This is a genomic window from Alkalibacterium sp. 20, assembly GCF_001885615.1.
GTDB lineage: Bacteria > Bacillota > Bacilli > Lactobacillales > Carnobacteriaceae_A > Alkalibacterium.
On sequence record NZ_LSRN01000041.1, the window covers coordinates 1 to 22,518 of the forward strand.

19 protein-coding genes and 1 riboswitch are annotated in these 22,518 nt (G+C 42.6%); of the genes, 14 read left to right on the top strand and 5 right to left on the bottom strand.

Annotated features, from left to right (window positions below; all coding sequences use genetic code 11):
* Nucleotides 1–225 precede the first annotated feature (225 nt).
* Nucleotides 226–546 (bottom strand): hypothetical protein, encoded by a 321-nt coding sequence (locus AX762_RS07650; RefSeq protein WP_071848558.1) that lies wholly within the window; start codon nucleotides 544–546, stop codon nucleotides 226–228.
* Between the two features lie 417 nt (nucleotides 547–963).
* Here AX762_RS07650 and AX762_RS07655 point away from each other — a divergent pair, with 417 nt between their 5' ends.
* The 3 genes from AX762_RS07655 to AX762_RS07665 all read left to right on the top strand — a co-directional run bounded on the left by AX762_RS07655 (nucleotide 964) and on the right by AX762_RS07665 (nucleotide 5,390).
* Nucleotides 964–2,724 carry an ABC transporter ATP-binding protein gene (locus AX762_RS07655; RefSeq protein ID WP_177244065.1) on the top strand — a complete coding sequence of 587 codons (1,761 nt, stop codon included), beginning with the start codon at nucleotides 964–966 and terminating at the stop codon, nucleotides 2,722–2,724.
* A 236-nt stretch (nucleotides 2,725–2,960) separates the two neighbouring features.
* Nucleotides 2,961–4,625 (top strand): polysaccharide biosynthesis protein, encoded by a 1,665-nt coding sequence (locus AX762_RS07660; protein ID WP_071848559.1) that lies wholly within the window; start codon nucleotides 2,961–2,963, stop codon nucleotides 4,623–4,625.
* Between the two features lie 36 nt (nucleotides 4,626–4,661).
* The gene (locus tag AX762_RS07665; protein ID WP_071848560.1) at nucleotides 4,662–5,390 is read left to right on the top strand and encodes a pseudouridine synthase; all 729 of its coding nucleotides are present in this window, start codon (nucleotides 4,662–4,664) and stop codon (nucleotides 5,388–5,390) included.
* Nucleotides 5,391–5,625: 235 nt separating this feature from the next.
* On the opposite strand, the gene AX762_RS07670 is transcribed toward AX762_RS07665, so the two are convergent.
* Both AX762_RS07670 and AX762_RS07675 read right to left on the bottom strand, forming a co-directional pair.
* The gene (locus AX762_RS07670; protein ID WP_071848561.1) at nucleotides 5,626–5,889 is read right to left on the bottom strand and encodes a hypothetical protein; all 264 of its coding nucleotides are present in this window, start codon (nucleotides 5,887–5,889) and stop codon (nucleotides 5,626–5,628) included.
* A gap of 205 nt (nucleotides 5,890–6,094) precedes the next feature.
* Complete coding sequence (locus AX762_RS07675) at nucleotides 6,095–6,940, bottom strand: NAD(P)H-hydrate dehydratase (RefSeq protein WP_071848562.1); 846 nt, start codon at nucleotides 6,938–6,940, stop codon at nucleotides 6,095–6,097.
* Between the two features lie 222 nt (nucleotides 6,941–7,162).
* On the opposite strand from AX762_RS07675, the gene pepV reads away from it, so the two are divergent.
* Both pepV and AX762_RS07685 read left to right on the top strand, forming a co-directional pair.
* Nucleotides 7,163–8,569 carry a dipeptidase PepV gene (gene pepV, locus AX762_RS07680; protein ID WP_071848563.1) on the top strand — a complete coding sequence of 469 codons (1,407 nt, stop codon included), beginning with the start codon at nucleotides 7,163–7,165 and terminating at the stop codon, nucleotides 8,567–8,569.
* Between the two features lie 166 nt (nucleotides 8,570–8,735).
* On the top strand, nucleotides 8,736–9,557 hold the full coding sequence (locus AX762_RS07685) for a hypothetical protein (protein ID WP_071848564.1): 822 nt from the start codon (nucleotides 8,736–8,738) through the stop codon (nucleotides 9,555–9,557).
* Nucleotides 9,558–10,270: 713 nt separating this feature from the next.
* Here the strand turns inward: AX762_RS07685 and AX762_RS07690 are convergent.
* Nucleotides 10,271–11,416 (bottom strand): GerMN domain-containing protein, encoded by a 1,146-nt coding sequence (locus AX762_RS07690; RefSeq protein WP_071848565.1) that lies wholly within the window; start codon nucleotides 11,414–11,416, stop codon nucleotides 10,271–10,273.
* A 39-nt stretch (nucleotides 11,417–11,455) separates the two neighbouring features.
* The gene (locus AX762_RS07695; RefSeq protein WP_071848566.1) at nucleotides 11,456–12,649 is read right to left on the bottom strand and encodes an iron-containing alcohol dehydrogenase; all 1,194 of its coding nucleotides are present in this window, start codon (nucleotides 12,647–12,649) and stop codon (nucleotides 11,456–11,458) included.
* 250 nt (nucleotides 12,650–12,899) lie between these two features.
* On the opposite strand from AX762_RS07695, the gene gcvT reads away from it, so the two are divergent.
* The 9 genes from gcvT to AX762_RS07735 all read left to right on the top strand — a co-directional run bounded on the left by gcvT (nucleotide 12,900) and on the right by AX762_RS07735 (nucleotide 22,099).
* Nucleotides 12,900–14,012, top strand: a complete 1,113-nt coding sequence (gene gcvT / locus AX762_RS07700) for a glycine cleavage system aminomethyltransferase GcvT (protein WP_071848567.1) — start codon at nucleotides 12,900–12,902, stop codon at nucleotides 14,010–14,012.
* A gap of 32 nt (nucleotides 14,013–14,044) precedes the next feature.
* The gene (gcvH, locus tag AX762_RS07705; RefSeq protein WP_071848568.1) at nucleotides 14,045–14,431 is read left to right on the top strand and encodes a glycine cleavage system protein GcvH; all 387 of its coding nucleotides are present in this window, start codon (nucleotides 14,045–14,047) and stop codon (nucleotides 14,429–14,431) included.
* 123 nt (nucleotides 14,432–14,554) lie between these two features.
* Nucleotides 14,555–15,910, top strand: a complete 1,356-nt coding sequence (gene gcvPA / locus AX762_RS07710; RefSeq protein WP_071848569.1) for an aminomethyl-transferring glycine dehydrogenase subunit GcvPA — start codon at nucleotides 14,555–14,557, stop codon at nucleotides 15,908–15,910.
* A complete protein-coding gene (gene gcvPB / locus AX762_RS07715) occupies nucleotides 15,911–17,386 on the top strand; it encodes an aminomethyl-transferring glycine dehydrogenase subunit GcvPB (protein ID WP_071848570.1) in 1,476 nt (491 codons plus the stop codon). It abuts the gene before it with no gap.
* A gap of 65 nt (nucleotides 17,387–17,451) precedes the next feature.
* On the top strand, nucleotides 17,452–18,237 hold the full coding sequence (locus AX762_RS07720; RefSeq protein ID WP_071848571.1) for an SDR family oxidoreductase: 786 nt from the start codon (nucleotides 17,452–17,454) through the stop codon (nucleotides 18,235–18,237).
* Nucleotides 18,238–18,379: 142 nt separating this feature from the next.
* Complete coding sequence (locus AX762_RS12795) at nucleotides 18,380–18,526, top strand: hypothetical protein (protein ID WP_177244066.1); 147 nt, start codon at nucleotides 18,380–18,382, stop codon at nucleotides 18,524–18,526.
* Nucleotides 18,527–18,697: 171 nt separating this feature from the next.
* Entirely contained in the window at nucleotides 18,698–19,345 is a 648-nt protein-coding gene (locus AX762_RS07725) for a carbonic anhydrase (protein ID WP_071848572.1), read from the top strand.
* Between the two features lie 156 nt (nucleotides 19,346–19,501).
* Nucleotides 19,502–19,669: riboswitch (Lysine riboswitch) on the top strand.
* 81 nt (nucleotides 19,670–19,750) lie between these two features.
* Nucleotides 19,751–21,484, top strand: a complete 1,734-nt coding sequence (locus AX762_RS07730; protein ID WP_071848573.1) for a Na+/H+ antiporter NhaC family protein — start codon at nucleotides 19,751–19,753, stop codon at nucleotides 21,482–21,484.
* A gap of 165 nt (nucleotides 21,485–21,649) precedes the next feature.
* Nucleotides 21,650–22,099, top strand: coding sequence for a DUF305 domain-containing protein (locus tag AX762_RS07735; RefSeq protein WP_071848574.1), 450 nt, complete (start codon nucleotides 21,650–21,652; stop codon nucleotides 22,097–22,099).
* The last annotated feature ends 419 nt before the right edge of the window (nucleotides 22,100–22,518 follow it).

Genomic DNA, 22,518 nt, shown 5'->3' on the forward strand with positions numbered 1-22,518 from the left:
CTTCAATTAAATCTTCTAAGATACGAGGCGCTCCATACGTCCCTATGCTTTCATGAAAAAACTGTCTGATTTTTTGTTTAACTTTATCACGATACAGTTCGCGTTTTGTTGGTTCTCTATCTTTTAGTTTTAACCAGTTATAGTACCCACTTTTTGAAACACCAAGCACACTGCACATCCTCACTACCTAGAATTCATTATGGTGAGTTTCAATGAATAGAAAGATTATTCTTGGTTTTTTGTGAAGACATGCATAGCCTTTTTTAAGATCTCGTTTTCCTCTTTCAGTATTTCGATTTCTTTTTTGCGCTGTTTCAATGCTTCTTCATAGTCAGTAGGCGAATGGAATACCGGTTGTTCTCCGTCTTTGTGTTTTTTTCGACGGACTTTGTCCCACTTCTCTTTATCTTTATATTTAGCAAGCCAGTTTTTTATCGTTCCGACAGGAATTCCCAAATCTCGAGATGATTCAGTGACTTTTTTATTTTCTTCCACTACTAACCGACATACATATTCTTTATATTCATGTTCGTAATGCTTTGGCATAATGGACACATCCTTTATTTTATAGGCTAATTATACTCCAATTTATTGTGTCCACTATTAAGACTACCTCAATATAAGGCGCAATAAGCCAAACTGAGAAGTCGATTGCGATTTGAGTTGAAGTTATAAGGCGCTATAAGCCAAACTGAGAAGTCGATCGCGTTTTGAGTAGAGGTTATAAGTTACTTCAAGACTCTACAAGCCAGACGAATAAACAAACAAAAATATAATGGATCTGACTCAAAAACGTTTATTCTCGAGCAAGCAATAATTCAAACTTGATGCAACTAATGATGAAATATAATATTGACCAATCATATCGGCTAAACTCTTCTTTTTCATAGCTTCCTTATCAGAGATACGGTAAAATAAAGACAACACAATACAAGACTTCTCAAATGAAACGGGGACGGTCATATGCAAACCAAGAATGAATTGAAAACACCGACCAAACAGGATATCAAACAGTTCACTCGTCTTTTGTGGTCAACCAATATATCGAAAGGTTTAATTGTTATCGGTTTGACGGGCAGCGTTCTGACCACGTTGACGCAACTCATGATCCCGCTGGCTACTCAACGGTTTATAGATGGGATCGAGTTTGATTTTTTTACCCCCTGGATGATAGCTGCAATCATTGGTATTTTTATTGTTCAAGTCATATTTAATGGCTTTTCGAATTATGTGTTACATAAAATTGGGCAGCACGTTGTCGCAGGCTTGAGAAAATTTCTATGGAACAAGATCATTAAATTACCCGTTACTTTTTTTGACCGGTATGCTTCAGGAGAAATCGTTTCTCGCTTAACGAACGACACGTCGATCGTTCAAAATCTGATCTCCTCGTTTTTCCCGCAATTTATAAACGGCATTTTGACACTTGTGGGTATCTTTTTCATCCTGATAGTCATGGACTGGCAGATGACTCTGGTAATGTTAACGGCTGTACCGCTGGCCTTAGGTTTGATCCGTCCGCTCGGAAAACGCATTGCGAAAGTTTCTCGGGAAATGCAGGATGAGACTGCCATATTTTCGGGGAAAGTCCAGCAGACCATCGCAGAGATTCGGTTGATGAAATCATCGACTGCTGAAAATTATGAGAAAGAAAAAGGCGAAGAGGAAATTTCCAAACTTTATCGCATCGGCTTAAAAGAGGGCAAGTATATTGCCATTATTGGTCCGCTGATGTATACACTGATGATGGGCGTCATGGTTTTCGTTATCGGGTATGGCGGTGTGCGCGTTGCCCGCGGTGTCATGACAACGGGGCAACTGGTTGCTTTCCTGCTTTATTTATTCCAGGTGATCTTTCCAATAACAACGTTCATGAATTTCTTCATGCAAATTCAAAAAGCAGCTGGAGCCACAGAACGGATAGCTCAGATCCTTGATGAACAGGAAGAAGCCGAGCGACCAGGCATGGAGCTGGCTATCGAGCATCTGCCGATCACCTTTGATCGTGTCAGTTTTGCCTATGAACAGGGCAAAGAAGTGATTCATGACATATCATTCAGCACGCGGCCAGGCGAAAAAATTGCTTTTGCCGGTCCGAGCGGCGGTGGAAAGTCGACCGTTTTTTCCCTTCTCGAACGCTTTTACACGCCAGATAGTGGCGAAATCCGTTTGGGCGATACGCTGATCGAAGATATCAGCTTGCATTCATGGCGGAGTCAAATCGGCTATGTATCCCAGGAGAACGCGATGATGTCAGGAACCATCAGAGAAAATCTTTGTTATGGCCTGCCGCATCCTGAAACACTGACCGAGGAACGTTTATGGGAAGTGCTTGAAATGGCTTATGCCAAAGATTTTATCAATCAGTTTCCCAATAAATTGGAAGAAGAAATCGGTGAACGCGGAATCAAACTGTCAGGCGGTCAGCGTCAGCGGATCAATATCGCCCGGGCCTTTTTAAGGGATCCTAAAATTTTAATGATGGATGAAGCAACGGCCAGTCTAGACAGTCAATCTGAAAGAATCGTCTCCCAAGCGTTGAATAAGTTGATGGAAGGACGCACAACATTTGTCATTGCGCACCGTTTGAGTACGATTTTGGATGCCGACAAAATCGTCTTTATAGAAGACGGTCGATTGACAGGTGTTGGTAAACATCAGGAATTGATCCAAACGCATCAACTGTATCAGTTATTTGCCAAGCAGCAGTTATCAAAAGAGTGACAAGATATAGATTTGATGACAATTCCAGAACGTTTCATGAATCTTTAACCTAAAAGATTGCACCTCCAGCAATAAAACAGTAGAATAAGGGTTAGGTAAAAAAGGAGCCGTGTGCTCCTTTTTTTCATGAGTATAACGACATGAATCTAAAATTAAATCTCTTGAGTAAAACGAGTTAAAAGGCTAGACCTCTTGTATTAATGTAAGAGGATAAATTGAAAGAGGGTTTCAACTGAATGGATAACAATACAACGACAAATATAGTTCAGCCTGAAGAATCACACGACAGTAGAATGGTTAATGGAGCAGCCTGGATGACTGCCGGAAGTATGATCTCCAGGATTTTGGGAGCCTTATATATTATTCCCTGGTTTGCCTGGATGGGTGGCCAAGGGCCCGGCGATGCGGCCAATGCCTTGTATCAAATGGGCTACACACCGTATGGCTTCTTCCTGGCACTCGCTACCGCAGGCGTGCCGTCAGCGATTTCTAAACAGGTCAGTTACTACAATGCTTTGGGAGAATATGAAATCTCCAAAGGCATTTACAAGCAGGGACTGAAAATCATGGCATTTACGGGTATTGTATCTGCATTGGTCATGTATTTTATTGCCCCTATGATAGCTAGGTCGGGCCCGTCAGCGAATGCAAATGAAGCGATCATTGTTATGCGGTCATTGACCCCGGCTCTGCTTATCATCCCGGCTCAAAGTGTGACGCGTGGCTTTATTCAAGGTCACAATAAAATGGGACCGTCAGCGATTTCTCAAATCATTGAACAGGTGACACGGATCATATTCTTATTGATTGCCGTTTTCACAATAAGACAAGTAATGAATGGAGAAGTCGTGACTGCCGTTGCCTTTTCAACGTTTGCAGCCTTTATAGGAGCCATATTCTCGCTTGGATACTTAGCTTTCAACCTCAAGCACATGAAAACGGCGTTTGATTTTGCGCCAGAAGAAAGTGCCGGAAAATTATCGGTTTCACCCAATCAGCTGATTGTCAGTATCATTAAAACCTCGATTCCGTTTATTATTATTGCGACAGGAATCATCGTCTTTCAAATGGTCGACCAGCTGACCTATAGCCCATTGATGCGCACCTTTTCCGATATGAGCAATGACATGATCCTAGAAACTTATGGGATCACGCAGGCCAATGCCCATAAATTGATCATGGTCTTGACCTCATTCGGGACGGCTTTAGCCATTGCTTCAGTGCCACTTATCAGTGATTTGATTGCCAAGAATAATATGAACGAAGTACGCAGACAATTCTCCAAAGCAGTGCAGCTGTTGCTTTTCGCCATGTTCCCAGCTGCGATCGGGATGGCTGTTGTTTCTGAACCGCTATACGCTATTTTTTATGGTCAAAGTGACTTAGGGACACGCATTACGCAATTATCTGCTGTAATGAGTATCTTAGTGGCACTTTATGCGGTACTGGGTAATATTCTACAGGCTTCTAACCTGACACGACCGGCGATCAAAGCCTTGTTTACCGGTTTAGTCGTTAAAGTGCTCAGTCAAGTTGTCTTTGTTGCCTGGTTTGGACCCTATGGCATGCTGCTGTCTGCGATCGCAGGCTTTTTAGTCAGTTGCGGCATGATGATGATGATCATGCACAAACATACGCACTATTCAGCCACCCGACTGTTCAGACGTTCTTTCTTGATATTGGTCCTGTCCTTAGCGATGGGAGTGGGAACAGGACTCACGAAGTTCGGCTTGGACTTTGTTATTGACTACAATAGTCGTTTCCAATCACTTATCAGTCTGGCTGTCATTTCAACCATAGGTATTTTGATATACGGGTACTTGGCACTGAAAACAAAATTAGCGGATCGCTTGATTGGCACAAAAGCTGCCAGCGTCCGACGTAAATTAAGAATGAACTAAACGTTAAACAAATGTGAAGGAAAGAAAGGAGTTCGTATGCGCTTAGATAAACTTCTAGCCCACAGCGGGTTAGGCACACGAAAAGAAGTCAAAAAATTATTGAAAAAGAAAATTGTAGAAGTGAATGAGAAGATTGTGGTTGATCCTAAAACACATGTGGATCCTGAAACAGATACCATCACGGTTTTAGGAGAACCTATTGATTACCAGGAATATGTATACTTCATGCTGAATAAACCACAGGGCGTCATCAGTGCGACGGAAGATCCTATGCATGACACGGTCATCGATTTGCTCGAACCACAAGATAGCTTGCAGGAACCCCATCCGGTCGGGCGACTTGATATCGATACAGAAGGATTGCTGTTGTTGACCAATAACGGTAAACTGACGCATCGCTTGTTGTCACCGAAGCATCATGTAAACAAATTATATTATGCGCAAGTGGATGGCATCGTGACTGAAGAAGACATTGATGCGTTTAAAAAAGGCGTGACATTGGAAGACGAGTTTGGAATATATGTAACCATGCCGGCGGAGTTAACGATCTTGGAAACAGATGAAGAAGCTGGGACATCTAAAGTGGAAATAACTATTCAAGAAGGAAAATTCCATCAAGTCAAACGTATGATGGAAACGGTAGGTAAAAAAGTGACTTACTTGAAACGCGTATCCATGGGCGACTTGAAACTGGATCCGCTACTAGAATTAGGCGCGTATCGTCCCTTGACTGAAGAAGAAATTGAAATGCTGCAAAATAGTTAGGAATAAAAAAAGACAATGAGTATGACGGATCACTTATGCTGAAAATGCTGAGTGATTTGCCCATCTCATGTCTTTTTTTGTTTTGTGTAAAAAGAACTTGCAATCATTAAGCTGGCTAGCGAGTGTCTTCAAAAATAGTATGAATTTAAGGGGTCATACTCGCGGAAGTGCGAGTCATGAAAAAAACCTCCGTTGTCGGAGGTTTTTTTCATGACTTATTAATTTTATAGTCTTTTTAGAAGACGAAGGTCTGTAAAATGAGGGCGAGGAAACCAGCAGAAATATAGGCGGCGGCAATACTCATCGTCCAGATCGATTTTCTTTTTTCATAGGCATATTCTTCATCTGAATATTCTCCACTTCCTTTTGGTACTTGCCACAACGTGAAGACGAATATAGCGGCGATGCCTAGAAAGTAAACAAGTTGAAAGTCTAGCCACATGAGTATGAAACCCAGCAGAAATACCCATAAAACAATCCATAACAATTTCTTTTTCATTGAACGTCATCCTTCACAGTAATGTATCTAACTGTTTCATTATATCGTGTATGAAGATGACTAGCAATTGAAATACGTGTGAAAGAAGCGCTCCTAACAAACTGTATAGACAGGATAATTAAAAGAGTTTGCTGTCGCTGTATAGGCTATTAAACTAAAGGAACGCATCACCTAAAGAATGAATGAGAAGCTCGCTTCACATGGTTCAGAGCCATTTCCGTTGTTTATCTTTGGTGATTTCCTTCATCGTTTTAGGGATCTGTTCGATTATTTTTGTAGGCAACGTCACGTAATGAGTCGAACTGAGTTCATCAGCAATATAACTGTGTAGGTAAACAGCGGACAAGACACCTTCTTTGATCGTATTAAATTGAGGGACAAACCCACCGATCATACCGGCTAACGTGTCTCCCATACCGCCTGTTGCCATCGAAGGGTTACCCGTCGTGTTTTCCCAGACCTCATCGTCGCAGTAGACTTCAGTATGTGCTTTTTTCAGAACAACGATGGCCTTCAAGTCTTTAACGTATTCCTGGTTCACTTCTACAAACTGTTCATCGGGAGATAGATTTGTCAGTGTTCGCCATTCGCCTAAATGAGGTGTTAAAATAAGCGTTGCTTTAGGTTCCGGCACGACCTCGTTCATGTGTAGATAAATACCGTCGCCATCCACCAGCAAAATTTGATGAGATTTAACTGTCTCATACACAGTATGCAAAATAGTCAGTGATTTGTCATCACGACCAAGTCCTGGGCCAATGACGATCATTTCCATAGAACTCACGTAGTCTCTGAGTTGTTCTGGATCGTTCATGGGCACAAACATAGCCTCCGGCAAACGCGCATGCAAGGCGGATTTATTAGACGGATGCGTGGCAACAGTAACTAGCCCCGCACCACTATAAACTGCAGCAGAAGCGGCTAAAATAATCGCTCCGCCCATATTTTCATTGCCGCCGACAAACAAGACCCGTCCGTATGAGCCTTTATAACTGTTACGTTCGCGAGTGGGCATGAACGTTTTTACAGTTTCTTTGGTAATTTTATTCATATGAAACCCTCCTAAATGATCACGGTAATTACTCTTAGTTTAGTACTTAATGATAAAATAATCACGTCAAAAGAATCGCTGATACCCATTTTAATAAATAGCTTTTGTCACTATTTTTCAAATAGTTTATGTCAAAGAATAGATGGAACGATTGGCGTTTGATGATATTAATGATAAAATAGTAAAAGAGAGTAAAGTTACCCAATCAAGGAGGACGAAAGAATGACACAAAATATAGACTGGAAAGCAGAAGCAGCCAAACGCAAGGATGCTTATTTGGAAGATTTATTTGATTTATTACGTATTGATTCAGTACGCGACGACGAAAATGCTACAGATGAAGCACCTTTAGGTCCAGGACCGAAAGAAGCACTTGAAGCCTTCTTGGCATTAGGTGAGCGTGACGGATTCTTAACTAAAAATGTAGATAACTGGGCAGGCCACATCGAATACGGTGACGGCGACGAATTAATGGGCATTCTGGCTCACGTAGACGTCGTACCAACAGGAACAGGTTGGGAAACAGATCCATTTGAACCTGTTATCAAAGACGGCCGTTTGTATGCACGTGGCTCAAGCGATGATAAAGGCCCTGGAATGGCAGCTTATTATGCGCTGAAAATGATTAAAGATTTGGGATTGCCCGTTTCTAAAAAAGTCCGTTTCATTATTGGTACGGATGAAGAAAGTGAATGGAAAGGCATCAAGCATTATCTGGAAACTGAACCAGAACCTGATTTTGGTTTCTCACCAGATGCCGCATTCCCTATCATCAACGGTGAAAAAGGAAACGCGACAGTATTTATAGAAACAAAAGGTGCAGTCGATGGTGGATCAGAAGAATTAGTTCTTTTTGAAGCTGGTTTACGTGCCAACATGGTTCCTCAAGAAGCCGTTGCGGTCGTTAAAAGCAAGAACCCAGCAGCATTACAAGCTGGTTTAGCTGACTTCTTAGACGGTTTACCGGTTTCTGGTGTTGCAGCAGTCGATGGCGACCAGGTGACATTAGAAATGACAGGTAAAGCAGCCCACGGCAGTAAACCAGCCAGTGGTGTCAATGCGGCCACTTACTTAGCCCGCTATTTGTCTGATTTTGATTTCTCAAAAGATGCCAAAGCCTTCTTGGAAATGACCATGCTTTATCTGCACGATGATCCCGAAGGAGAAAAATTAGGTATTGCCGTGACCGATGCAATAATGGGAGAATTAACTTCTAACCCGGGTGTCTTTTCATTCAAAGCGAATGAAGGCGGAAAAATCACGGTCAATATGCGTTACCCACAAGGGACGACGGAAGAAGGATTATTTGAAACATTCAGAACAAAATTGTCTGACTATGACGTGACATTAACTAAAGCAAACGGAAAAGAACCACATTACGTTCCTGCAAACGATCCGCTTGTCACGACTTTACTAGATGTGTATCATCGTCAAACAGGTTTAGAGGCACATGAAATGGTTATCGGCGGCGGCACATACGGTCGTCTAATGGAACGCGGCGTTGCTTTCGGCGCAATGTTCCCTGATAGTATCGATACGATGCACCAGGCCAATGAATTTATGGCAATCGACGATTTGATGAAATCAATGGCCATTTATGCAGAAGCCATTTACGAATTAATTAAATAAGAGGGAATAACTAACAGACACCTTCGCTATTGCTTTTATGAAGCAGTAGCGGGGGTGTTTTTCTATATTAAGCAAGCAAAATATAGCCTTTTTAAAAAAATGTCATTCTGCGCTAAAAGCTATGTTATACTAAGTTTAACTACACTGATAAAGGAGATATCTCATAATGAAATTACTATCCGATATTTTTAGATCCCTGCAATTATTTATTAAAGAAAACAAAGCCGTAACAAGTATCATATCAGCGTTGGTCCTTGTTTTGTTTATTATTGTGACCATTGGAATTGGACAATCACGTCACCAAGTGGAAAGTCGAAGCATCCAAGCCATGAGTTCAGAAGTTGAAGATACAATGGAAGATAACGATATATATTCATATGAAAATAACGATAAAGATTCGACTGAGAATAATGATGATGATGACTTGGAATCTACAAAAGATGACGAAGATTTAACTGAAGAAGAGAATACCGACGAAGATGAAGAGACCGAAGAACTAGTCGATGAAGAAACTGATGACATTGAAGTATCAGTAGAAGAAACTGTAGTGGGTGATGTTTCTGATAATGAAGACGCAGAAGTGACTGAGACTGAAGAAACTGAAAAAAAATCAACCTGGACAGCGCCGGTGAAAAACACCTCGTCATCCAGAAATACGAGCACTAGCCAGCCGGCAACCAACAAACCAAGCAGTTCCAGTACTGGGAGCACAACCACTACACCACCTAAAGAGGAAGTTACTGAAAAACCAAAAAAAGAAGTGAAAGAACCTAAAGAAGAAGTGAAAGAACCCGTAAAAAAAGAACCAGTAGACAAACCGAAACCTGTAGAAGAACCGACACCTGAAGAAAAACCTGTTGTCAAAGAGGAATCTGACGGAACGATTGGAAATTCAGACGAAGAAGAACCAGAAACTGATGAAGAACCAGAAGAATCTGAAGAGAAGACTGACGATACTAAAAAAGAACCAGTCGATTCTTCTAACTAACTTCATAAAAAGGTAGAAGCTAGCCTTGCGCTAGCTTCTTTCTATTTTTAAAGAACTTTATAATAGCTGCTGAGAATTAAATTATATTTCAGGCTGCATTTTATGCTCTAAATGACAGACTCATCAGGAAATAACAGCCGAGCTTGTCATTGTGTGCTCTAAATGACAGACTCATCAGGAAATAATAGCTGAGCTTGTCATTATGCGCCCCGAATGACAGACTCATCAGGAAATAACAGCTGAGCTTGTTATTATGCGCCCCGAATGACGGACTCACCAGAAAATAATAGCTGAGCTTGTTATTGTGTGCTCCGAATGACAGACTCATCAGAGAATAACAGCTGAGCTTGTCATTGTGCGCTCCGAATGACGGACTCACGAGAAAATAATAGCTGAGCTTGTTATTGTGTGCTCCGAATGACAGACTCATCAGAGAATAATAGCTGAGCTTGTCATTGTGTGCTCCAAATGACAAGCTCACGAAAAAATATAATCTGAGTCTGTCATTTCATGATCCAAATATCGAACTAACCAGAGAATATAAAAGGAAGCTTTGGCCACCAAAGCTATCATTCCTGAAGCTCGTTAGAGCTCATAGAATGAAACGACGGATCTCGAGACCCGTCGTAATCCAATTCAAATCTAAAAGAAAAGACTATTCGACCTTTATCTTCTAAAAAAAGAAGGATAGAGGAGAATAGTCTTTTACCTTTTTAATTGACGTTTGAGTGGTCGACTGACCAGGTTTCGCCTTCTTCCATTAAGATATGACCGGATTCATACGGTTCGTTGTCGACTGTAGTTAAGACGTCCTCGACGCCGTAATACTCGCCGATCGTATTGACGATTCCTTGTAGAATCATTGCCTCAACACCGGAACCGGCATTCATATCTACCAATTCGACGGAGAAGTCGGCATGCACAACCCCGTCCTGGCGGAGATACATGAAGTTCAGGTCCACGCCATCAGCGATAATTTGGGCCGTTTCGGTAGTTGGTGCTTGTCCTTTGAGAATGTCTGCAATTGCGAGTCGAGCAGGATCGTTCGTATAGAGCTCCATGGTGACTAGTGTGCTGTCGAGTCCCATTGCCTGATCATCGACACTGTAGACGGTGAGCTGGAATTCCTCGGGTCTGTTTTCTGAAATTGTTCTCAGAGTGGAGGAAATATTATTTGCTTCATCATCATCCACTCGGAAAACACGCTCAACTAAACCGATGTTTTCGCCATAATACTCAACGACTTCACTGCCGTCAGCATAAGAACGGGTCACTTCGATCGTCAACACATTGCCGATGGGTAGGTCTTTTTCCAGGTTGGTCCCTGTTATTTCTGCCATAGAACCACTGGGACTTTCCCAAGAATGACCTTCCTCGAGAGGCTGTTGCAGGATGATCTCGAAATCTTCCTGTTCGCTGGCTAAACCAGTATCGTCAAAATCTTCCCGGAAATAGGTCTCAGCTCGTTTGAAGACCTCTCTCACTTCGTCATCAGCATACTCATAAATAATCACAATATCAGTTCCGCCAGTGGACTCCACAATTTGCAGTGTGTCATCCTTAACGAATTGAGGATAGCGCGTAAAAGGTGCAAATTCATTGCCCTCGCCTTCATAATCGAGTAAAGTGTCTTCGATTTGAGGGAACCAGACAGTCATGTCTTGATCTACTTCAGCCTCGTCTTCATCCTCAGGATCATCTTCATCAGAATCCGTATCGGTTTCGTCTACGGGAACTTCTTCTTCCGTATCAGGTGTTTCCGGTTCGGTGTCATCGCCGAAAAACCAGCTGCATCCGGATAAAAGCAATCCGGAAACGAGGAGAGTTGAAGTAAGTTTAACGACTTTAGTTGCCGACATCTTGAACCACTCCTTTCCCACCTTATGAAATTAACTCAATTAAAAATTTAGTGTTAATGCCTGACGGTAAATCTCGCGAGACACATCCAATGTCTGATCACCGCGTTCGGAAATCGCTGTTTTACCGTGAGCTTCAAGCTGGTCGACCAGAGTAGCGATATCATTTGCTTCGACGCCGACTTCGGCTAAATTCGTCGGCATGCCGAGGGATTTGAAGAATGCAACGGTTTTAAGGATAGCCGCATCGATTTTTTCTTCTTCGGAGCCTTCAGTGACCCCCCAGACTTTTTCAGCATACTGGACGAGTTTGTCCCATTTTTTAAGTTTACGGACAATCATCACTGCCGGTAAAAGAGCGGATAAACTGCGTGCGTGATCGGTGTCGTTCAAGACGGTGATTTCATGTCCCAAACCGTGCGTGGACCAGTCACCAGGAACGCCGCGTGAAAGAATACGGTTCAAGGCTAAGGTTGCTGTCCACATGTAGTTGGAACGCAACATATAGTCGTGATTATCTTCGTCGACAACGTCCGGTCCGATTTCGATAAGGACACGCATTAACCCTTCCGCAAATTCATCCTGCGCCATCCCGTTGACAGGGTAGGTGAGGTATTGCTCGATGATGTGGATAAATGCATCCGTTACACCATTGGCCAGTTGACGTTTAGGTAGAGTATAGGTGAGTTCCGGTTCCAAGATCGAAAACTGCGGGAAGACACGCCAGTTACTGAAACTGACTTTGGCTTTTTCTTTTTTGAAATTGATAACAGCGCCGTCGTTCATTTCTGAAGCCGTTGCGGGGAGCGTGAGTACCGTTCCAAAGGGGACAGCGTACTTGACCGGTAGTCCTTTACCTACACCTTTGCCGAAAATATGTTTGGGGTCGCCATCAAATTCAGCCGCTGCAGCGATGAATTTAGTGCCATCGATGACAGAACCGCCGCCCACAGCTAGAAGGTAGTCGTAGCCTTCTGCTTTGATCTTATCGACAGCCTTGATACATGTCTCATAAGTCGGATTCGCCTCGATGCCTCCAAACTCGCCTACGTCATAGTCTTTCAGTGCGTCCAGTACGCGGTCGAGTGTTCCGAAACGTTTGACACTACCACCACCATAAGTAATCAATACTTTTTTATCTGATGGAATATGTTTAGCTAGTTCTTCTATCTTATTTTTTCCAAATATCACTTTTACTGGATTGTAATAAACAAAATCTGACATTGCTTTTGTCATGAAAGAGACCTCCTTTTATAGTACTTTAAGTATAGCATAACTTAAGAATTCCCTAATAAGAGAAGCAAGCGTATACTTGATTTTTTTAGTGTTTTCAGATATCAAGCAAAGATTTGTAACTGCTTTTAATAGTTCGATTTATCTATTCTTTTTAGTTTCCGAAGTGGTCGAATAGTGTTAAAATGAAAGTGAAGTGACAGGGGGCTAGATCGCGAACAGCCTGTCAGCTGAAAAGTGTGGAGGGATAGCTTTGGCAAATGAAGAAACTGACTTAAAACGCACACCGTTATACCCGTACTATCAGGAAAAAAATGTAAAACTGGTGGATTTTGGCTCATGGGCCTTACCGATTCAGTTCTCAAAATTAAGCGACGAGCATCAAGTCGTGAGAGAACAGGTCGGACTGTTTGATGTTTCTCATATGGGAGAAATAAAAGTTTCAGGTAAACGTGCCACCGAATGGTTAAACAAGCTGATCACGAATGATGTGTCTCAAACAGATACGAATCAGGCTGTGTATACTTTGGTAACAAAAGAAGACGGGGGTATCTTAGACGATATCATCATATTTAAACTGAGTGAGTCAGAATACTTGCTTACGCCAAATGCATCGAACACCACCAAAATTTGGCAATGGTTAAACAAACACAAAGAAGCAGAGATCGATTTAGAAAATGCTTCAGCAGCAACAGGTCTGATCGCGATTCAAGGGCCGAAAGCAAAAGATGTTGTGGCAGAAGTGTTCGGTAAAGAAGCGCTGGACATCAAGAATTATCACTTTTTATCAAATGTTTCAACAGAAAACTTTAGTGACGTCTTACTATCCCGCACAGGCTACACCGGAGAAGACGGGTATGAATGTTACGTGAAGTGGGATCAAACCGAAGCGCTTTGGAAAACGTTCTTAGCTGTCGGTGAAGCATACAACATCAAAGAATGCGGCTTGGGCGCACGTGATACGTTACGACTGGAAGCGGGCATGCCACTTTACGGCCATGATCTGTCAGAAGACGTCACCCCTCTGGAAGCGGGCCTGCGTTTTGCCGTGAAGTGGGACAAACCCGAACCGTTTATCGGCCAGAAAGCTTTGGAAGATCAGAACGAAACAGGGACGACGTATCTAACTCGTGGATTTGAAATTTTGGGTAGAGGCATTGCGCGTGAAGGTCATACAGTCTTTAATAAGGAAGATGAAGAGATTGGCGTGGTCACGTCAGGGACCCAATCACCGACCCTAGGTAAAAGCATTGGCTTTATGCGCATCAAAAAAGCCGGTATCAAACTGGGCGACACGGTCAAGATCCAGATTCGCAAAAATAAAGTGGATGCAAAAATAACGAAAAAGAATTTTTTGAAAAAATAAATATAAAAACTAATCAATAAGGAGAATGCACAATGACAGACACAGCCAAATTATTTTATACAAAAGAACACGAATGGGTCGAGCTAGTCAAGGATGATTATGTGCGTATCGGAATCACTGAATTCGCGGTCGAACAATTAGGCGATATCGTCTTTGTCGAATTACCCGAAGTAGGCACAGATTTATCTGAAGAAGATGAATTTTCTACGGTCGAATCCGTAAAATCTACGTCTGAAATTTTTGCACCCGTTGAAGGTTCCGTCGCTAAAGTTAACAGTATTTTGGAAGACGAACCTGAAAAAATGAATGAATCACCTTATGAAGATGGCTGGCTCATAGAAATCCAATCAGCAAACGCCGTAGACACATCTGAACTATTAGATGAAAAAGCCTATCAGGACTATCTGGACACAATGTAAAAATCACTATGTAGAAAGAGGAGACCGAAGCATCTCTTCTTTCTACCTTTTTATTCGAAATGGCACGAAAGAGTTACCTTAAAGAAACTGTTGTATGAAGAAACCATACGAGGAGTGATTAGTTTGGATAAACAGCACCGTTATTTACCAACGACTAAACAAGACCGAGAAGAAATGCTAGCAACCATTGGTATCTCTTCGGTCAAAGAGCTATTTTCAGATATCCCTGAATCTACTCGTGCAACAAAAGAGAAAACGATCGAACTGGAAGACGCCTTAAGCGAACAGGCTTTGATCAGACACATGAGAACTTTGGCCGAAGTAAACATTACGACCGACACACATGCTTACTTCATCGGTGCCGGTACATATGACCATTACATTCCGAGTGTCGTCAACCATGTGCTGCTTCGTTCGGAATTTATGACCGCTTACACCCCGTATCAACCGGAGGCAAGTCAAGGAGAACTCCAGGCTTTATTCGAATTTCAAACGATGATGTGCGAACTGACCGGCATGGACGTGGCGAATTCCAGTCTGTATGACGGGTTCACATCTTTAGGCGAAGCGTGTAACTTAGCTACGTCTGTAATGAAACGAAATGAAGTACTCTATTCTAAAGCACTTCACCCTCAAGCAAAAGAAGTGGTGCATACGTATGCATACGGCATGGAGTATGACGTCAAAGAAGTCGGACTGGAAGATACACAAACCGATTTAAAAGCACTGAAAGAAACAATAAGCAATGATACAGCTGCTGTCATCATCCAGTACCCGAACTTCTACGGGACCATTGAAGACTTGCAAGCAGTGAAAGAATTGTGCGAAACAACTAAAACACTCCTTATCGTCATGGCGAACCCATTAGCCCTGGCAGTACTCGAATCACCAGGTAAATTAGGGGCGGATATCGTCGTGGGAGACACACAGCCGCTTGGCTTATCGATGAGTTTCGGTGGTCCACACTGTGGCTACTTTGCTGTCAAGAAAAAATATATGCGTAAGGTACCGAGTCGTATCGTCGGACAGACAACAGACCAGGATGGTAAACGCGGCTTTGTCATGACCCTGCAGACACGTGAGCAGCATATCCGTCGTGAAAAAGCGACGTCCAATATGAGTTCGAATCAGGCGTTAACAGCACTTGCCAGTGCGGTGTTCTTATCGACCGTCGGCAAGGTCGGCCTGCAGGAAATGGCCCAGCTGAACATCAACCACGCGCATTATGTTAAAAATCAGTTGAAAGATAAAGGCTTGGAAGTGCTATCCAGTGATGCCTTCTTCAATGAATTTGTTGTGAAATGCAGCGAACCGATCGAAGACGTCTCCAAAAAATTACTGCAACAAAGCATTGTATCGGGTTATGACGTTTCACACTATCTGGGGACTGACAATGCCTTACTGCTATGTGTAACCGAAAAACGCACGAAACAAGAAATGGATACGCTGATCGATGTTTTGATAGGGGAGGGAAAATAAATGAATACAACTTACAATGATTTGGTATTTGAAATTTCCAAAAAAGGTAGACAGGCATTTAGTCTGCCCGAATCTTCTATTGAAACGACCGATTTAAGTGACGTTGTCCCGGCTCATTTACAAAGAGAAACGCCGGCTGAATTGCCTGAATTATCCGAACTTCTAGTGATGCGGCATTATACGGCTTTATCAAACAAAAACTTTGGTATCGAAACCGGCTTTTACCCGCTCGGCTCATGCACGATGAAATATAATCCGAAAATAAATGAAGATATTGCCCGCTACAGTGGGTTTGCCAACATCCATCCACTGCAGCCGGAAATGACGGCACAAGGCGCTTTGGAACTCATGTATCGCCTGGAAGAAAACTTGAAAGAAGTCACCGGCATGGATGCTATCTCACTACAGCCGGCAGCGGGTGCTCAAGGTGAATGGTCCGGCCTGCTTATTTTCAAAGCCTACCATGAAGCAAATGGTGAAGGTGATCAGCGCCGTAAAATCCTGGTCCCTGACTCCGCGCACGGAACCAATCCGGCCAGTGCGGTCGTTGCCGGTTTCGATGTCGTTGAGATCAAGTCCAATCAGGAAGGTCGTGTAAGCGTGGAAGCGCTGAAAGCAGCCATTGGTCCTGATACGGCCGGCTTGATGCTCACCAATCCGAATACTTTAGGTTTATTTGAAGTCGACATCGTGGAGATTGCTGAAATCGTGCACGCAGCAGGCGGCCTGCTTTATTACGATGGAGCGAACGCTAATGCCATCTTAGGCAAATCGACACCTGGAGAAATGGGCTTTGATGTGGTGCATTTGAACTTGCACAAAACATTCAGTACCCCTCATGGAGGTGGTGGACCCGGATCAGGACCGATCGGTGTGGTCGATTACTTAACAGACTTCATGCCGTCTCCGCGTATTGAAAAAGACGGAGAAATCTTTAAACTGACGTACGATCATCCGAAATCCATCGGACGTGTCAAAGGTTATTATGGCAACTTTGGTGTCAATGTACGAGCTTACGCCTACATTCGATCCATGGGCGCAGCAGGCCTGCAGCAAGTATCTGAAGACGCAGTTTTACATGCCAACTACTTGAAAGCCAGACTTGAACCTTACTTTGATACACCTTATAAATCGATCTGTAAACATGAATTTGTCCTGAGTGGGAACAGTCAGAAAAAACTGGGCGTTAGAACCGCAGATATTGCCAAACGATTGCTCGATTACGGTTTTCATTCACCCACCGTTTACTTCCCATTGATCGTCGAAGAATGTCTGATGATCGAACCGACTGAAACGGAAGCGAAAGAAACGTTGGATGCCTTTGCGGATGCGTTGATCGAAATCGCAAAAGATGCGGAAGAAAATCCGGATCAAGTGACGGGTGCTCCGTTTACCAAATCAGTCAGACGCTTAGACGAAGTCAAGGCGGCCAGAAAACCGATTGTGATCTATCAGAGAGAGACAGACGAGGGTTAACCTTAGATCTTGTTGTACAAAGTGGATATAGTCAAAAGATGAAAATTTACTAGGGAGGTCAAAAGATGGATCTTAAACTTTCAGGAAAAACGGCGCTCGTGCTGGCATCAAGTTCAGGACTCGGCAAAGCCATTGCGAATGAACTTGCCAGAGAAGGTGCCAACGTGATGCTGACAAGTCGGAACAAAGCGAAACTGGAACAAGCGAAAAAAGAGATCGAAGTGAATGCGCAAGGAAAAGTGGCTTATATGATTTCAGATTTAACCGATGCCAAAAGTATCGAACTACTGGTGGAAAATACGCGAAAAACATTTGGGCAAATTAATATTCTGGTCAATAATACTGGTGGTCCAACGGGAGGATCATTGGAACAACTCTCTGATTGGGACTGGCAGGAAGCCTTTAACCTTACGCTTTTAAGTTATGTGAGAACGATCAAAGCGGTGTTGCCGGATTTGAAAGAAACAAATGGACGGATCTTAAACAATGCGTCCTCATCGATCAATCAACCCGTAGATGGTCTTATTTTATCTAACGTCTTTCGCATGGGCATTCTAGGCTTGTCAAAAAGTCTTTCTCAAGACTTGGCCAAAGACGGCATCCTGGTCAATACCATCGGTGCGGGCCGGATCGATACCGATCGTTTAGTGGAATTAGATAGCAAACGCGCTGAACGCGAAGGCAAAACAGTGGAAGAGGTCAAGGCCTCCGTAGTAGATACCATACCACTCGGCCGTTATGGTCAGCCCGAAGAATTCGCCAAAATAGCTGCGTTTTTAGTCTCCGATGTCAATACGTATATCACCGGGCAGCAGCTGCTGGTTGATGGCGGAATGACTAAAGGTTATTGAAGTTTGAAGTGACGTGTTGTTTCGAATAAATACGAGTAACTATTGTAACAAGTTCGGATAAAATCATTGGAAAAAGTAAAAAAATGAGGAACATTTATTATTGATAACGACTTAACTCTTGGAAAGAATAGGAGGTCGGAAAATGAGTAATATGAAAAAAATAATTATATTAACCATTGCTACTCTCGGGGCTCTTGTGGCTGCTGTGTCTGGATTGTTTATCTCTTTCTTCGTGGTCGGTAAAAAAATAGACAAAGCTTATTTAAGGAAAGAAAACGAGAAAAATTAAAAAAGAATAACTACATTAGATCGATTCGAGCCAAAAGCATGGATTTAGTTTTTCGTAAGGAATTAGACAGTTACATTTAAAATTTAAAACTGTTATACTGGTTGCTGCGTGGGTTTAATCATCCACGGAGCTTCTTTTTTTATTTATAGCATGCTTTGAAGGGAAATAAATATGATTGAAAGAATCAAACGAGGACTGGAATATTTCCAGATGAATACTTACAAAGAATACGAAACACTATACCATGATCTGGAGTTGCAGCAGCATCCTGAGATATTATTTATCGGCTGTTCAGATTCTAGAGTGAGCCCTGAAATTTTATTGGGCGCTGAGCCGGGAGATGTTTTTGTGTTGCGCAATATCGCCAACACTGTTCCGTCATTCGATGCAAGAACCAGGGACATGACGACACTTTCAGGCATTGAATATGCTGTCCTTGTCCTGAAGGTGGAAATGATTATTGTCTGTGGTCATTCCAACTGTGGGGGCTGCTCTGCGGCACTGACAGGAAGAGAGAAATTGGCGCAACTGCCTTATACAAAAGATTACTTGCAGCCGCTAGATATCCTGCGTGAAAAAATCGAAAAGAATGCCACCGATGAAACCTCGGATACAAAAGCACGCATGATGGAAGAGTTAAATGTGGTCGAGCAACTCAACCATCTGAAAGAATATCCTTTTATAAATGACCGTATAGCAGAAGGGACCCTTTCGATCAAAGGATGGCGTTACGATATCGGCGAAGGAGAAGTCGAGACCTATGATGAGGAACTGAAAAATTTCACGCCGATCGTGTCTCACCTAAAGCCAACAGATTAAAGTTGTGATTCTCGAATAATGGTACTGTTTCAAACTATAGCTGCAGCAGAGATCGAGCATTTTTTATAAAAATGAGGTCTCTGTTAAAAACGAGATTTTAAATAAGCCTTGAATTAAGCAGGGAAATAGTGTAATATTAACAACGTTGAAAATAGAATAAAAGATAGAGGCGCAAAGAAAAAGAGTACTGTTTGGAGGCATGACAGCCGATAAAAAACAGGGAAGGGTTCTTTGCCGAAGGAAGGTGAGCGTCATCTCACTTGTCCTGGTCATACGTTTAACAAGCGTATGACTGTCACGCTTGCGTGGAGCACTATCCTTAATTATGCGAATTTTAAAGCATCTGAGGAATTTTGCCCTTGGGTGCTTTTTTCTATGTAAAAAATTATAGATCGGAGAAGAATAATGAAAAAACTATTTAAACCATTCAGCTTGGTACTTGTAATCGCAACACTCATGTCGCTCATACCGACACCCGTTTTTGCCCAGGAGGTGAACGGGAATCTGGCAAACTCGATGGGACCTTTGACGTTGATTCCGCCCATTGTCGCCATCATTTTAGCCTTTGCTACAAAGAATGTGGTCTTGTCACTCTTCTTAGGTATCTTTACAGGCACAGTGGTCATTCAATATGCAGGTGGAGCCAATATGCTACTTGGCATACTCTACGGTTTCACCGATATCGTCGACTACGTGTTAGCTTCACTAGCTGATCCGTGGAATGCGGGAATCATTTTACAAGTGCTCGTTATTGGAGGACTCATTGCGCTCATCACTTCTACAGGCGGGGCACGTGCCATCGCTGAAAGTTTAGCTAAAAAAGCCAAGGGACCGGTCAGTACTCAACTTATTACATGGGTACTCGGACTGATGATCTTCTTTGATGATTATGCGAATGCCTTGATCGTCGGACCCATCATGCGTCCGGTTTCTGATAAAATGAAAATTTCCAGAGAACGTCTGGCTTTTCTTATTGATGCCACAGCTGCACCGATTGCGGGGATCGCTTTGATTTCAACCTGGATCGGTTATGAAGTTGGGCTCATCAATGATGCCTTTCAGTCGATCGGTCAAGACGTCAATGCCTATGGGATATTTTTACAAACCATCCCGTACCGATTTTATAACATCTTGATGCTGTTCTTCGTTTTAATTACATCGGTCACATTAAGAGAATTCGGACCTATGCGTAAAGCGCAAAAACGTTCAAGAGACACACATGAACTCATAGCTAAAGGCTCACATATGGAAAATCAGGATGAAGAGCTGGAAGTTGTTGTTAAAGGGAAAACATCGGTCTGGAACGCCTTGATTCCGATCGGTTCACTGATCGTTTTCAGTTTTGTCGGCTTTTATACGAATGGCCGTCAAGCAATATTAGATTCAAATAATGCAGCAGTGATTCAAGTTATTGAAAATTCACCTTTTTCTTTTGTTTCAATGAGAGAAGCGTTTGGTGCTTCTGATGCGTCCGTCGTTCTTTTCCAGGCCGCGTTGATTGCGAGTATCATCGCACTGATCATGGGTGTCTCGCAAGGGCACTTCACATTCGGTAAAGGTATTGATATTTGGGTCAACGGGATGAAAACACTGATGATTACCGGAGTGATCCTACTACTTGCCTGGTCACTGTCAGGTGTCATGGGAGAACTCGGCACAGCCGATTATCTAGTATCCTTACTCAGCGGAACGATGCCACCAGTCCTGCTGCCAACGTTTATCTTCTTACTCGGAGCTATTATTTCGTTCGCAACCGGTACGTCGTATGGAACAATGGGGATTTTAATGCCACTGGCGATCCCACTAGCGACGGCCATGCAGCCGGGAAATCCGGATTTCGTCATCATGTCCACCGGTGCCGTCTTAACAGGAGCAATTTTCGGGGACCACGCATCACCCATTTCAGATACAACGATCCTGTCATCCATGGGTGCCGGATCAAACTTGATGGATCACGTAAAAACACAGTTACCTTATGCGGTTGCTGTAGCGATCATCTCGATTCTCTTTGGGTATATCCCAACAGCGTTTGGAATGTCCGTGATGCTCGCGTTGCCGATTGGTATGATTGCAATAGTCGCCGTGATATTCATTTTCGGTAAAAAAATAGACACCACAGACAATCTTTCAGAAGAATAAATCTGTAATTTAAAAGCTTAGTCATAGTGACGCGCATTAGCCTGCCTGACAGTGCTGCTGTTTATCACTACTGACTAAGTTTTTTGTTTGCACTGATTTAATTTCAGGTATACCATGATTGGTAAGAGGTCCTTAATAAAACAGTTCAAGGAGGAAACGGTTGAAATGAAAAAATATATCCGATTTGGAGCCATGATCTTAACGTCAACGATTGTTATGTATTTCCTGATGTACTTAAACGTATTTGAATTTTCTCATGCAACGCTGAGTGAAACCCGTATTTATATGTCAATCCTCATGGGGGCTACGATGGCAGTTATTATGATGCTGTTTATGTGGCACATGTATGACAATAAAAAATTGAATGGCATAATCCTGGCGAGTGCAGCGGTCATATTCGGTGTGAGTTTATTTCTTGTTCGAAGCCAGACTATAGTCGACCAGGTCTCATGGATGAAAGCGATGATACCTCATCACTCTATAGCCATCTTGACAAGCGAGCGTGCAAACATTGAAGATGAACGCGTACAAGAACTGGCCGACGAAATCATTCAAGCCCAAAAAGAAGAAATAGATGAAATGAAACAACTGATAGAAGAGTTAGAAAACGAATAAAAGATTTTCAATAATGAAAAAGTCTAGAGCAGCCACGAAAGTGACGGATCTAGACTTTTCTTGTTAAAAAGGACTTGTTTTCTACTGAAGTGCAGATTCGGCGCTAATTATTTCGTGAGTTAGACATTTCGAGGGTGAAAATCCAGACTCAACAATTTTTTATAGAGTGAGTTGGTCATCCCTGGAGTTATGTCAAGAAAATGGACACCTTAATTAGGTTAATTGGCCAGTCGATGACTGGCTTAACATTGTGATGATATTGATTCAAAGTACGAATAAACATCATCACAACGTCTCGTTAAATGACTTTTCTCATTGCCTGTTCATTTTGTTTAGCGGCCTTTATCTGTTCTTGAATCTCAAATTTTTCAGGAGATAAATAAGCATTATAAGAATGACGACGACGCTTGTTGTAGAAA